Raw genomic sequence first — 12,928 nt, forward strand, 5'->3', positions numbered from 1 at the left:
GGAAATGCAGTTCGGAATCTTCAGTGTCGGCGACATCACCACCGACCCCACCACCGGTCAGACGCCGACCGACGCCTCGCGTCTGCAGGACGTCCTCACGATCGCCCAGCACGCGGAAGAGGTCGGCCTCGACGTCTTCGCGATGGGTGAGCACCACAACCCGCCGTTCTTCCCGTCGAGCCCTGTCGCCATCAACAGCTACCTCGCCGCCAAGACCAGCCGCATCATCCTGTCGACCGCCACGACGCTGATCACCACCAACGACCCTGTGCGCATCGCCGAGGAGTACGCGATGCTGCAGCACCTGTCCGGCGGCAGGATGGACCTCACGCTCGGCCGAGGCAACACCGGCCCCGTGTACCCGTGGTTCGGCGAGGACATCCGCCAGGGCATCCCGCTCGCGCTCGAGAAGTACGCGCTGCTGCGCCGTCTGTGGACAGAGGACTTCGTGGACTGGGATGGCAAGTTCCGCACCCCGCTCCAGGGCTTCCAGTCCACCCCGCGTCCGCTCGACGACGTGCCCCCGTTCGTCTGGCACGGCAGCATCCGCAGCCCGGAGATCGCCGAGCAGGCCGCGTACTACGGCGACGGCTTCTTCGCGAACCACATCTTCTGGCCGGCATCGCACACCCAGCAGATGGTGGCGCTCTACCGCCAGCGCTTCGAGCACTACGGTCACGGCACGGCCGACCAGGCGATCGTCGGCCTCGGCGGTCAAGTCTTCATGCGCAAGAACTCGCAGGATGCGGTGGCCGAGTTCCGTCCGTACTTCGACAACGCGCCGGTGTACGGCCACGGCCCGACTCTGGAGGAGTTCACCTCGCAGACGCCGCTGACCGTCGGCAGCCCGCAGGAGGTCATCGACCGCACGCTCGGCTTCCGCGACTACGTCGGCGACTACCAGCGCCAGCTCTGGCTGCTCGACCACGCCGGTCTCCCGCTGAAGACCGTCCTGGAGCAGCTCGACATCCTCGGTGGCGAGGTCGTGCCCGTGCTCCGCACGGAGTTCGCGAAGGACCGCCCTGCGCACGTGCCGGACGGCCCCACCCACGCCGCGATGGTCGCAGACCGCGACGCCGCTGAGCTCGTCGCCGACGCGGACGCGGCAGCCGCCGACGGCGCATCCACTGTTTCGGGGGTGAAGTGATGACCACCCGTAAGCTCGCCGTCGTCTCCGCCGGCCTCAGCCAGCCGTCGTCGTCCCGGCTCCTGGCCGACCGGCTCGCGGAGGCGACGGTGCGCAGGCTCGAAGAGCAGGGCATCGAGGTCGAGGTGACCACGATCGAGCTGCGCGATGTTGCGAAGGACGTGACCAACAACCTGCTCGCCGGATTCCCCAGCCCCGCCCTCGCCGACGTCATCGAGACGGTGACGGGAGCGGACGGCCTGATCGCGGTGACGCCGATCTTTACCACGAGCTACAGCGGGATGTTCAAGTCGTTCTTCGACATCCTCGACCCGACCGCGTTGGACGGGATGCCCGTGCTGATCGGCGCGACAGGCGGCACCGACCGCCACTCGCTCGCACTCGACTACGCCATGCGTCCGATGTTCACCTACCTGCACAGCGTGGTCGTGCCGACCTCCGTCTATGCGGCGTCGGCGGACTGGGGGAGCGGGGCGGACACCGTGAAGGCTCTGCCGGATCGCATCGAGCGCGCGGCGGGGGAGCTCGCGGCGCTGGTCAGCGCCTCGGACCGGTCGGCGCAGCTGAAGGACCCGTTCGCACTCGACGGCGACTTCGCCTCCATGATCGGCGGGTTCCAGGGCGACTGAGCCGCCGCAGGTTCGCGGGTCGCGACCGGGTCCCGATCCCCGTCGCGACCCGCGAGTATGTTCGGGGGATGAGCCGCGAGACCGTCGAGAAGTCCAGACCGGATGCGCCTGAGCAGTTCTTCGAGGCAGAGGCGGCAGGGCTGCGCTGGCTGGGCGACGCGACAGCATCCGGAGGCGCACGAGTGGTCGCCATCGTGGAGGTCGCCCCCGGCCGGATCGTGCTGGAGCGCGTCGGCGGCGGCCGCCCGTCCGGGGATGCTGCCCGCGCGTTCGGCGCGGCGCTCGCCGTGACGCACGCGGCGGGCGCTGCGGCGTTCGGCGCACCACCGGACGGCTGGGACGGCCCGCTCTACATCGGCAAGCGTTCGCTGCCCTCTGCGGAGGAGACGTCGTGGGGACGGTTCTATGCCCGCGACCGCATCCAGCCGTACCTCGCCATCGCGGTGGACGCGGGAGGGGTCGCGGCATCGCAGCTCCCGGTGATCAGTGCGGCCGTCGACCGGATCTCCTCCGGCGAGCTAGACGACGGGGAGCCGCCTGCGCGCATCCACGGTGATCTGTGGAACGGCAACCTGCTGTGGGATGCGCGCGGCGGCATCCTCATCGACCCGGCCGCCCACGGGGGTCACCGCGAGACCGACCTCGCGATGCTCGCCCTCTTCGGCGCCCCGCACCTGGACGAGATCACCGCGGGCTACGACGCCGCCGCCCCGCTGCGCGCCGGCTGGCGGGACCGCATCCCGCTGCACCAGCTGCATCCATTGGCGGTGCACGCGGCGTCGTACGGGCCGTCGTACGGCGACGCCCTCGCGGACGCCGCGCGCGCCACACTCGCGCTTCCCGCCGGATTGACGGGCTGACCTGCTAGGATTCTTGCGGTTGGCTGTATGCCGACCGCAACTCAATACTGAGTACCAAACGGAGCAGGCTGGCAGGAGCTGGTCCTCGGTGGTGGTATCCGGATGCGCGCATCGCGCAACCGTGTATTTCTACTGATGGCCAGACGGGCACAGAACCGCGCACAGGCACTCGACGTCACACGACAGCCGATGCCACCTGTGCGCAGGAAGCCGCACGTACACGGAGGACTTCCGTGTCGATCTGCCTGTTCCCCTGCTCCGATGGAGGAGTCGCCGCCCATACGGGGCGACGACGTAAAACAAAGGAGAAAGACCTCTTGGAAGGTCCCGAAATCAAGTTCGCCGAAGCAGTCCTGGACAATGGACGCTTCGGCACCCGCACGGTCCGGTTCGAAACCGGACGCCTCGCACAGCAGGCACAGGGCGCCGTCGCCGCCTACCTCGACGAGGAGACCATGCTGCTGAGCGCGACCAGCGCCAGCAAGCACCCGAAGGACAACTTCGACTTCTTCCCGCTGACCGTCGACGTCGAAGAGCGTTCGTACGCGGCAGGCAAGATCCCCGGCTCGTTCTTCCGTCGTGAGGGCCGCCCCTCCACCGAGGCGATCCTCGTCTGCCGTCTGATCGACCGGCCTCTGCGTCCGTCGTTCGTCGACGGCCTGCGCAACGAGGTCCAGATCGTCATCACCGTCCTGAGCATCGCCCCCGACGAGTTCTACGACGCTCTGGCGATCAACGCCGCATCCATGTCGACCCAGATATCCGGCCTGCCGTTCAGCGGCCCGATCGCCGCGGTGCGCCTCGCGCTCATCCCCGGCAACGGCGCAGCTGAAGACCAGTGGATCGCGTTCCCGAAGGCGTCGCAGCTTGAGGAGGCCGTCTTCGACATCGTCGTCGCCGGTCGCGTGATCACCGACAAGAACGGCCAGGAAGACGTCGCGATCATGATGGTCGAGGCCGAGGCCACCGAGGGCAGCTGGAACCTCATCCAGGGCGGCGCCACCAAGCCGAACGAAGAGGTCGTCGCACAGGGCCTCGAGGCCGCGAAGCCGTTCCTCAAGCAGCTCGTCGCCGCGCAGAACGTCGTCGCGGAGCAGGCGGCGAAGGACATCGCAGACTACCCGGTGTTCCTGCCGTACACGCAGGAGACCTACGACAACGTCGCCGGCCTCGCATACGACGAGCTCGTCAACGTCTACCAGATCGCCGACAAGATCCAGCGCCAGAACGCCGACGACGCCCTCAAGGAGCGCGTCAAGGTCGCCCTGACCGAGAAGGTCGAAGCCGGTGTGCTCCCCGCAGAGACGCTCACGCAGTTCTCCGCGGCGTACAAGTCGGTGTCCAAGGTCGTCATGCGCGGACGCGTCCTCCGCGAGGGCATCCGCATCGACGGCCGCGGCCTGACCGACATCCGTCCGCTCGACGCAGAGGTGCAGGTCATCCCGCGCGTCCACGGTTCGGCGATCTTCCAGCGCGGAGAGACCCAGATCCTGGGCGTCACCACGCTGAACATGCTCAAGATGGAGCAGCAGATCGACTCGCTGTCGCCCGTCACCAAGAAGCGCTACCTGCACCACTACAACTTCCCGCCGTACTCGACCGGTGAGACCGGCCGGGTCGGTTCGCCGAAGCGTCGCGAGATCGGGCACGGCTTCCTCGCCGAGCGCGCGCTCGTGCCGGTGCTGCCGAGCCGCGACGAGTTCCCGTACGCGATCCGTCAGGTGTCCGAGGCTCTCGGCTCCAACGGCTCGACGTCGATGGGCTCCGTCTGCGCATCCACCCTGTCGCTGCTGAACGCCGGTGTGCCGCTGCGCGCCCCTGTCGCAGGCATCGCGATGGGCCTCATCTCCGACACGGTCGACGGTGAGACCAGGTACGCGGCGCTCACCGACATCCTCGGTGCGGAAGACGCCCTCGGCGACATGGACTTCAAGGTCGCAGGCACGAGCGAGTTCGTCACGGCGATCCAGCTCGACACCAAGCTCGACGGCATCCCCTCCGCGGTGCTCGCCGGTGCGCTGAAGCAGGCGAAGGATGCTCGCACGACCATCCTGAGCGTGCTGAACGCCGCTATCGATCAGCCGGACGAGATGGCCCCGACCGCGCCCCGCGTGATCTCGGTCCAGATCCCCGTCGACAAGATCGGCGAGCTGATCGGCCCGAAGGGCAAGACGATCAACGCCATCCAGGACGAGACCGGCGCCGACATCTCCATCGAGGAGGACGGCACCGTCTACATCGGCGCCGTCGACGGCCCGTCTGCCGAGGCAGCCCGTGCCCAGGTGAACGCGATCGCGAACCCCACCAACCCGGAGGTCGGCGAGCAGTTCCTCGGAACCGTCGTCAAGATCGCCGCGTTCGGTGCGTTCGTCTCGCTTCTTCCCGGCAAGGACGGCCTGCTGCACATCTCCGAGGTGCGCAAGCTCGCCGGTGGCAAGCGCGTCGAGAACGTCGAGGACGTGCTCGGGGTCGGCCAGAAGATCCTGGTGGAGATCACCAAGATCGACGACCGCGGCAAGCTGTCGCTCGCCCCGGTGCTCGCCGAGGCCGACGACGCGGACACGCACGGCCGCGACGCCGCCAGCGAGGGCCCCACGGCTCCCGCCGAAGGCGAGTAGTCCCGTTCCACACGAAGGCCGTCCCGACTCCGTCGGGGCGGCCTTCGTCGTCCCCGCCCCCAAATAATCGAGTCCGAAGTTATTCATGCGACACGCCGGGTCAGGCCGTGAATAACTTCGGACTCGATTATTTGGCGGCGTCGCGGGCGAGGAGGGGGTGCAGGCGGTACGGGATGAGCTCGCCCATGTCGAGGGCGGTCTCCGCGCGCTCGACGCCGTCCGCGGCCTGGATGGCGCCCGTGATGCGGAAGAGGTCCTCCGCGTCCGTGCAGACCACCCGCACGAGCAGATCGGACGGGCCGGACAGCCCGTGCGCCGACACGATCTCCGGGATGGTGGCGAGCTGTTCGACGATCGACGCGAGCTTCTGCTGATGCACATGCACCGTCACGAACGCCGCGAGCGGATAGCCGGCGGCAAGCGCGCTGATGCGCCTGTCGAACGACAGGAACACCCCGGAGCGCTCCAGTTCTGCCACGCGGGACTGCACCGTGTTGCGGCTCAGCCCGAGCCGGTCGGCGAGGGAGACATTGGTCGCCCTCGGGTCCTCCGCGATGGCCACGAGGATGCGTCGGTCGGTGCTGTCGATAGTGCGCATAGTGTGAAAGCTAGCACGCGGCGACACGCCCGGATAGTGCACTGTGCACGGTCGACACGCCGATGGTTGTGCGGGGTGACCCGAAAGCGTAACGTTCCCGGTAATTCCGGCAAGGAGGCCGGAAGCCGGTTCATGGCGCCACAAGCGCGAGGGCCGGACGTGAGAGTGAAGGTTGCGTGAACCGTGACGATCGACAATCAACCAGGCATCCGGATGTCAGACGACGACGGCCGGATGGACGATGTGCACCTCGGCGAGCTCCGTCTCGGCGGCATCGACACCGTACAGCTAATGACTCCCGACGGGATGCGGTTGAGCGACGATCGGTACGACGCCTGGATCTCGGACATCGGCGACGAGCAGCTCCTCTCGTTCTACGAGGACATGGTCGTCATCCGCCGCATCGACACAGAGGCCACCGCCCTGCAGCGTCAGGGTGAGCTCGGCCTGTGGCCGCCGCTGCTCGGTCAGGAGGCCGCGCAGATCGGCTCCGGTCGCGCCCTCCGCTCCGACGACTTCGTGTTCTCCAGCTACCGGGAGAACGGCGTCGCATACTGCCGCGGCGCTCAGCTCACCGACCTGGTGCGGGTCTGGCGCGGCACAGCGCAGTCCGGCTGGAACCCGTACGACATCAACATGGCGACCCCGCAGGTCATCATCGGCGCTCAGACGCTGCACGCCACCGGATACGCCCTCGGGATCCAGGCGGACGGAACGGACGCGGTCGCCGTCGCCTACTTCGGGGATGGCGCGACCAGCGAGGGCGACGTGAACGAGGCCATGATCTTCGCCGCAACATACGCCGCTCCCGTCATCTTCTTCTGCCAGAACAACCAGTACGCGATCTCCGAGCCGGTCTCCCTGCAGGCGCAGCGGCCGATCGCAGAGCGCGCTCCCGGCTTCGGCATCCCGAGTGTGCGGGTGGACGGCAACGACGTGCTCGCCGTGCTCGCGGTGATGCGGTCGGCCCTCGAGCGGGCGCGGACCGGCGGCGGCCCGACCTTCATCGAGGCCGTCACATACCGGATGGGCCCGCACACCACCGCTGACGACCCCACCCGCTACCGCGACCCGGCCGAGCTGGAGCAGTGGAAGGTGAAAGACCCGCTCGCCCGGGTCGGCGCGTACCTCAGCAGGCAGGGTGCGCTCTCCGCCGACCGGGAGGAGCAGGTCGCCGCGAAGGCGGACCGTGTCGCCGCCGAGTTGCGCGCCGGCTGCGTTTCGCTACCAGACCCCGACCCGATGACCGTGTTCGACAACGTGTATGCGGAAGCGCACACCGGCATCGCCCGCCAGCGCGATCACTACTCGCGCTACCTCAGAACGTTCGTCGGAGGTGACGGGCGATGACCACCCTCACGATGGCGAAAGCCATCAACGCCGGTCTCCGCGCTGCGCTGGCAGGCGACGAGCACGTGGTGCTGATGGGCGAGGACATCGGAACCCTCGGCGGCGTCTACCGCGTGACGGACGGCCTGCAGACCGAGTTCGGCCCGCGCAGGGTGATGGACTCGCCGCTCGCGGAGTCCGGCATCCTGGGCACAGCCGTCGGGATGGCGTACCGCGGCTACCGCCCGGTGGTGGAGATCCAGTTCGACGGGTTCATCTACCCGGCGTTCGACCAGATTGTCAGCCAGGTGGCGCGGATGCACTACCGCACGGCAGGCGCTGTGCGGATGCCGATCACGATCCGCGTGCCGTTCGCCGGAGGGATCGGGGCTGCTGAGCACCACTCCGACTCGCCGGAGGCCTACTTCGCGCACGCCGCCGGCCTGCGCGTCGTGAGCCCGTCGAGCCCGGAGGACGCGTACACCCTCATCCAGCAGGCCATCGCCTCCGACGACCCCGTGCTCTACTTCGAGCCGAAGCGCCGCTACCACGTCAAGGGCGAGGTCGACGAGACCGCAGCCCTGGCGGACGCCCGCCCCATGGGCACGGCGCGCGTCGTGGTCCCCGGCGACGACCTGACGCTCGTCACGTACGGCGGGCTGGTGCAGACGGCACGGGATGCGGCCGCTGCGGCCTCCGACGACGGCCTGTCCGTCGAGGTGATCGACCTGCGCTCGCTCTCTCCGCTCGACGTCGACACAGTCGCAGAGTCTGTGCGGAAGACCGGCCGCCTCGTGATCTCGCACGAGGCTGCGCTGTCCGGCGGGATGGGCGCGGAGATCGCCGCCTGCATCACGGAGCGCTGCTTCTACTACCTGGAGCACGCCCCTGTGCGCGTGACAGGGCACGACATCCCGTACCCGGCCGCGAAGCTGGAGGGCGCGCACCTGCCCGACCTCGACCGCATCCTGGACGGTGTCGACCGCGCGATGGATCGCCCGAACTCGCTGACCGGGGTGGAGGAGCTGTGACCGTCAAGGAGTTCGCCCTGCCAGACCTGGGCGAGGGACTGACAGAGTCGGAGCTGGTGAGCTGGAAGGTCGCGGTCGGCGACACGGTGCAGCTCAACCAGATCATCGCAGAGGTGGAGACCGCGAAGGCGCTCGTGGAGCTGCCGGCCCCGTACGAGGGCCGGGTGTCGCAGCTGTTCGTGGAGCCCGGCGTGACGGTCGCTGTCGGCGAGCGGATCGTGGCGTTCGAGGTCGGAGCGGCGGAGGACGCAGCGGAGGAGCCTGCGGCCGAGCGGCCAGAGGTCGCGCCGGCAGTGGATGCGGCTGCCACGGCAGACGCGCCGGAACCGAACCTCGTCGGGTACGGGGCGAAGGCAGACTCGGCCACGAGGCCGCAGCGACGCGCCCGCCCCGGAATCGTGACCGTCTCCGTTCAGACGGAGACGAAACGGCACACGGTCGCTGGTGAGCGCCCACGGGCGACGCCTCCCGTGCGCAAGCTGGCTCGCGAGCGCGGCGTCGACCTGGCGAGCATCCCTGGGACGGGGGAGCGGGGGCTGGTGACGCGCCACGACGTGGAGGCGTTCCTGGCTGCGCCCGCCGCGCCCGCCGCACACCTGGCAACGTCCGCGGAGACGCCCTCTGCGGTGCCGGGGGCGCGGGAGACGCGCATCCCGATCAAGGGCGTGCGCAAGGCGACGGCAGACGCGATGGTGCGGAGCGCTTTCACCGCACCGCAGGCCACCGTCTTCCTGACGGTCGACGCCACCCCGACGATGGAGCTGCTCGACCGGCTTCGTGCTGGGACGGACACCCGGGAGCGCCGCCCCGGCCTGCTCACGGTGATCGCGAAGGCGCTCTGCATCGCCGTGCGCCGAACGCCGGAGGTCAACGCCAGCTGGGACGACGCTGCGCAGGAGATCGTGCAGTTCGGCTACGTGAATCTCGGGATCGCCGCGGCGACGCCGCGCGGGCTGGTCGTGCCGACGATCCGGGATGCGGACGCACTCGGCCTCGGTGACCTGGCCGCGAGCATCCGGAGCCTGGCGGAGACGGCGCGGGCGGGACGCACCAGTCCGGAGGCGATGTCGGGCGGAACGATCACCATCACCAACGTCGGCGTGTTCGGAGTGGACGCCGGCACGCCGATCCTGACGCCGGGCGAGGCGGCGATCCTCGCGGTCGGCGCCGTGCGACGCCAGCCGTGGGAGCACCGCGGCGACATCGCGCTGCGCGACGTGCTGACGCTCGCCCTCTCGTTCGACCACCGCGTGGTCGACGGGGAGCAGGCCGCCCGCTTCATCGCCGACATCGGCAGGATCGTCGCAGACCCCGCCTCCGTCATCGCCCTGGTCTGATCCGTCCCCGGCCTCCGCGCGAACGGAGGTCGGGGCGGTCCTGGCCGGGCGACGTGGGGGCTAGGCGTGCAGGGCGGCGTTGAGCTCGATGCCGCCGCCGGCGCGACGGAGGACCTCGACGGCGCCGGTGAGGGAGTTGCGGCGGAAGAGCAGGCCGGGCACGCCGGACAGCTCGACCGCCTTGACCGTGCGCGGCGCGCCGTCCGCGGTGGGGGCGTCGCCGACGACGACCACCTTGGTGCCCGCCGTCACGTAAAGCCCTGCCTCGACCACCGTGTCGTCGCCGATCGAGATGCCGATGCCGGAGTTCGCTCCGAGCAGGGCGCGCTCGCCGATCGCCACGCGCTGCGTGCCTCCGCCGCTCAGCGTCCCCATGATGGATGCGCCGCCGCCGATGTCCGAGCCGTCGCCGACCGCGACGCCCTGCGAGATGCGGCCCTCGACCATCGAGGTGCCGAGCGTACCTGCGTTGAAGTTCACGAAGCCCTCGTGCATCACCGTCGTGCCGGGCGCGAGGTGCGCGCCGAGGCGCACGCGCGACGCGTCGGCGATGCGCACACGGTCCGGCGTGACGTAGTCGAGCAGGCGAGGGAACTTGTCGATGCCCGTCACGTGGATGCCTGCACGCTGCAGCTGCGGGCGCAGGCGGGAGAAGTCAGCGGGATGCACCGGGCCGGCGTTCGTCCACGCCACGATCGGCAGGTGGCCGAACACGCCGTCGAGGTTGAGGGTGTTCGGGGCGGCGAGGAGGTGGGAGAGCAGGTGGAGGCGGAGGTACGCATCCGGGGTCGACGCCGGGGCGGCATCCAGGTCGATCTCCACCGTCACGATGTCCACGCGCACGTTGCGGCGGGCGTCCTCGACGGCCAGCGCCTCGAATTCCGCCGGTGCGATCCAGCGGTCGCGCCCTGCCGGGATCGAGCCGAGACGCGGCTCCGGGAACCAGGTGTCGAGCACGGTGCCGTCGCCCGCGACGGTCGCGAGGCCGTAGCCCCAGGCGGTGCGGGGGGATGCTGGCGCGGCGGATTCGGAGGAAACGTCGGAGGGCATGGCTCTAGATTAGTAGGGTGCCCCTCGACCTCAGCGCCTCGTCCATCGACATCACCCGCCAGATCTGCGACATCGAGTCGGTGTCCGGCAACGAGAAGGAACTGGCAGACGCCATCGTGGAGGCCCTCAGCGGCCTCGGCCATCTGGAGATCATCAGGGACGGCGACACGGTTGTCGCCCGCACCAACCTCGGCAGGGACCGTCGAGCGGTGATCGCCGGTCACATCGACACCGTCCCGCTGAACGACAACCTCCCCACCAGGTTCGAGACCATCGACGGCATCCAGTACCTCTGGGGTCGCGGCACCGTGGACATGAAGTCGGGCACCGCCGTGCAGCTCAAGCTCGCCGCGGAGCTCACCGACCCCGCCATCGACATCACCTGGATGTGGTACGACCACGAGGAGGTCTCCGCCGACCTCAACGGCCTCGGCCGCCTCGCCCGCAACCGGCCGGACCTGTTCGAGGGCGACTTCGCCATCCTGGGCGAGCCGAGCAACGGCGTCGTCGAGGGCGGCTGCAACGGCAACCTCCGCGTCGAGGTCCGCACCTACGGCCTGCGCGCGCACTCCGCACGCGGCTGGATCGGTGAGAACGCCATCCACAAGGCGACGCCCATCCTGGACACCCTGGCCGCGTACCAGGCGCGTGAGGTCGAGGTCGACGGGCTGGTGTACCGCGAAGGCCTCAACGCCGTCGGCATCAGCGGCGGGGTGGCAGGCAACATCATCCCCGACGAGTGCATGGTGCACATCAACTACCGCTTCGCGCCGTCGCGCAGCTCGGAGGACGCCATCGCGCACATGCACGAGCTGTTCGGCGACTACGAGATCACCGTCGTCGACCGCGCCGACGGCGCCCGCCCTGGGCTGGATGCCCCGCTCGCGCAGGAGTTCCTCGCCGCGGTCGGCGGGGTGGCCAAGCCGAAGTACGGCTGGACGGATGTGGCGCGGTTCAGTGCCATGGGCATCCCCGCCGTCAACTACGGCCCAGGCGACCCTCTGAAGGCGCACGCCGACGACGAGCGCGTCGCCGTCGACCAGATCACGGCCGTCGAGGCGGGACTCCGCGCCTGGCTCACCGGTGCTCCCCGCCGCTGAGCTGGACGCGCCGCAGCAGGCGGGGCCGGTCCGGCGCGCCTGGGCGCGGTGGTGGGTGCCCGTCCTGGCCGTGTACGCGGCGAGCAGGGTCGTCTCGACCGTTCTGCTGCTGATCTTCGCGAGTGTGCAGGGGCAGAACCCCTGGACGGGCGCGCATCCCGACTACTTCTCGTTCGCGACGATCTGGGACGGGCTCTGGTACAACATCGTCGCCGTCTCCGGCTACCCGTCCAGCCTGCCGACCGTCGACGGCATCCACGTCACGGAGAACGCCTGGGCGTTCATGCCGGGCTATCCCGGCCTGGTGAACGTTGTCATGTTCCTGACCAGGATGCCCTGGGCGCCCGCCGCGGTCACCGTGTCCGTGCTCTGCGGCGCAGGGGCGGCGCTCGTGTTCTACCGGCTGATGCTGCGGGTCGGCCTGTCGGCGTCGACCAGCCTGTTCGCCGTCGTGCTGTTCTGCGTCTCGCCTGTCTCGCCGCTATTCCAGCTCGCGTACGCAGAGTCGCTGTACGTGCTGCTGCTCGCCACCGCACTGCTGCTCCTGGTGGAGCGCCGTTACGGCTGGCTGTTCCCCGTCGTCACCGTCATGGCGTTCACCAGGCCGAGCGGGCTCGCCTTCGCCCTGGCGCTCGGGATGCACGTGATCTACCGCTGGGTGGTGCGCCGACGCGATCCCTTCCCGGTACGAGACCGCATCCTGAGCGTGTCGCTGACGGTGTTCAGCGGGCTGGCAGGGCTGGCGTGGCCGGCCATCGCTGCGCTCGCCACGGGCTCGATCACGGCGTACACCGACACCGAGCTCGCCTGGCGCGCTCCATACATCGGCTACCAGCACCTCGTGCCGTTCTCGTCGTGGTTCCAGGGCGCGTACTGGTGGTCGAACACGATGCTCGGGCTGCCCGGCTGGCTCGGCATCGCGGTGCTCGTCGTCGTGCTCGCCCTGTTCGCCGTCGCCCTGTTCTCGCCAGGGGTGCGCAGGCTCGGGGTCGACCTGTGGTTCTGGATCGTGGCGTACGCGCTCTATCTGCTCGCGGTGTTCTTCCCGCAGTCGAGCACGTTCCGGCTGCTCATGCCCCTCTTCCCGCTGCTCGGCGCAATGGCACTGCCGCGAAGAAGGGTGTACCGCGTGGGCATGGTGGTGCTGTTCGTCGCGCTGCAGGTGGGCTGGCTGGCGGTGGCGTGGGGTGTCGACGGAGCGGACTGGTCGCCGCCGTGATCGGCTGTCC

At 69.5% G+C, this 12,928-nt stretch carries 11 protein-coding genes; 9 read left to right on the forward strand and 2 right to left on the reverse strand.

From position 1 onward, the window contains the following. Positions 1–4 precede the first annotated feature (4 nt). The 4 genes from ASE16_RS06325 (at position 5) to ASE16_RS06340 (ending at position 5,254) form a co-directional block, all read left to right on the forward strand. Complete coding sequence (locus ASE16_RS06325) at positions 5–1,147, forward strand: LLM class flavin-dependent oxidoreductase (RefSeq protein WP_055892426.1); 1,143 nt, start codon at positions 5–7, stop codon at positions 1,145–1,147. After that, entirely contained in the window at positions 1,147–1,776 is a 630-nt protein-coding gene (locus ASE16_RS06330; RefSeq protein WP_055892430.1) for an FMN reductase, read from the forward strand. The genes ASE16_RS06325 and ASE16_RS06330 overlap by 1 nt, the downstream gene beginning before the upstream one ends. A 68-nt stretch (positions 1,777–1,844) precedes the next feature. After that, positions 1,845–2,636 carry a fructosamine kinase family protein gene (locus ASE16_RS06335; RefSeq protein ID WP_055892434.1) on the forward strand — a complete coding sequence of 264 codons (792 nt, stop codon included), beginning with the start codon at positions 1,845–1,847 and terminating at the stop codon, positions 2,634–2,636. Positions 2,637–2,953: 317 nt separating this feature from the next. After that, positions 2,954–5,254 carry a polyribonucleotide nucleotidyltransferase gene (locus ASE16_RS06340; protein WP_055892438.1) on the forward strand — a complete coding sequence of 767 codons (2,301 nt, stop codon included), beginning with the start codon at positions 2,954–2,956 and terminating at the stop codon, positions 5,252–5,254. A gap of 127 nt (positions 5,255–5,381) precedes the next feature. Here the strand turns inward: ASE16_RS06340 and ASE16_RS06345 are convergent, their stop codons facing one another. After that, positions 5,382–5,852, reverse strand: coding sequence for an Lrp/AsnC family transcriptional regulator (locus tag ASE16_RS06345; RefSeq protein ID WP_055892441.1), 471 nt, complete (start codon positions 5,850–5,852; stop codon positions 5,382–5,384). Positions 5,853–6,086: 234 nt separating this feature from the next. Here ASE16_RS06345 and pdhA point away from each other — a divergent pair, with 234 nt between their 5' ends. From pdhA to ASE16_RS06360, 3 genes are read left to right on the forward strand one after another with little or no spacing between them, the layout of a single operon-like run. After that, on the forward strand, positions 6,087–7,202 hold the full coding sequence (gene pdhA, locus ASE16_RS06350) for a pyruvate dehydrogenase (acetyl-transferring) E1 component subunit alpha (RefSeq protein ID WP_055894345.1): 1,116 nt from the start codon (positions 6,087–6,089) through the stop codon (positions 7,200–7,202). Beyond that, positions 7,199–8,212 (forward strand): alpha-ketoacid dehydrogenase subunit beta, encoded by a 1,014-nt coding sequence (locus ASE16_RS06355; protein WP_055892444.1) that lies wholly within the window; start codon positions 7,199–7,201, stop codon positions 8,210–8,212. Before pdhA ends, ASE16_RS06355 begins: the two co-directional genes overlap by 4 nt. Then, a complete protein-coding gene (locus tag ASE16_RS06360; protein WP_055892448.1) occupies positions 8,209–9,549 on the forward strand; it encodes a dihydrolipoamide acetyltransferase family protein in 1,341 nt (446 codons plus the stop codon). The genes ASE16_RS06355 and ASE16_RS06360 overlap by 4 nt, the downstream gene beginning before the upstream one ends. 60 nt (positions 9,550–9,609) lie before the next feature. On the opposite strand, the gene dapD is transcribed toward ASE16_RS06360, so the two are convergent. After that, positions 9,610–10,599 carry a 2,3,4,5-tetrahydropyridine-2,6-dicarboxylate N-succinyltransferase gene (gene dapD / locus ASE16_RS06365; protein WP_055892453.1) on the reverse strand — a complete coding sequence of 330 codons (990 nt, stop codon included), beginning with the start codon at positions 10,597–10,599 and terminating at the stop codon, positions 9,610–9,612. Between the two features lie 17 nt (positions 10,600–10,616). Here dapD and dapE point away from each other — a divergent pair, with 17 nt between their 5' ends. Both dapE and ASE16_RS06375 read left to right on the forward strand, forming a co-directional pair. Continuing rightward, complete coding sequence (gene dapE / locus ASE16_RS06370) at positions 10,617–11,699, forward strand: succinyl-diaminopimelate desuccinylase (protein WP_055892456.1); 1,083 nt, start codon at positions 10,617–10,619, stop codon at positions 11,697–11,699. Continuing rightward, positions 11,683–12,918 carry a hypothetical protein gene (locus ASE16_RS06375; RefSeq protein ID WP_055892459.1) on the forward strand — a complete coding sequence of 412 codons (1,236 nt, stop codon included), beginning with the start codon at positions 11,683–11,685 and terminating at the stop codon, positions 12,916–12,918. Before dapE ends, ASE16_RS06375 begins: the two co-directional genes overlap by 17 nt. Positions 12,919–12,928: the final 10 nt, after the last annotated feature.

This window comes from Leifsonia sp. Root227, assembly GCF_001428745.1.
In the GTDB taxonomy this organism is placed as follows: Bacteria; Actinomycetota; Actinomycetes; order Actinomycetales; family Microbacteriaceae; genus Leifsonia.

What these genes read in the sequence shown, in the direction of transcription:
- ASE16_RS06325 (WP_055892426.1), top strand. Translation starts at nt 5, where the DNA reads ATGCAGTTCGGAATCTTCAGTGTCGGCGACATCACCACCGACCCCACC.
- ASE16_RS06335 (WP_055892434.1), top strand. Translation starts at nt 1,845, where the DNA reads ATGAGCCGCGAGACCGTCGAGAAGTCCAGACCGGATGCGCCTGAGCAG.
- ASE16_RS06345 (WP_055892441.1), bottom strand. Translation starts at nt 5,852, where the DNA reads ATGCGCACTATCGACAGCACCGACCGACGCATCCTCGTGGCCATCGCG.
- ASE16_RS06330 (WP_055892430.1), top strand. Translation starts at nt 1,147, where the DNA reads ATGACCACCCGTAAGCTCGCCGTCGTCTCCGCCGGCCTCAGCCAGCCG.
- ASE16_RS06355 (WP_055892444.1), top strand. Translation starts at nt 7,199, where the DNA reads ATGACCACCCTCACGATGGCGAAAGCCATCAACGCCGGTCTCCGCGCT.
- dapD (WP_055892453.1), bottom strand. Translation starts at nt 10,599, where the DNA reads ATGCCCTCCGACGTTTCCTCCGAATCCGCCGCGCCAGCATCCCCCCGC.
- pdhA (WP_055894345.1), top strand. Translation starts at nt 6,087, where the DNA reads ATGGACGATGTGCACCTCGGCGAGCTCCGTCTCGGCGGCATCGACACC.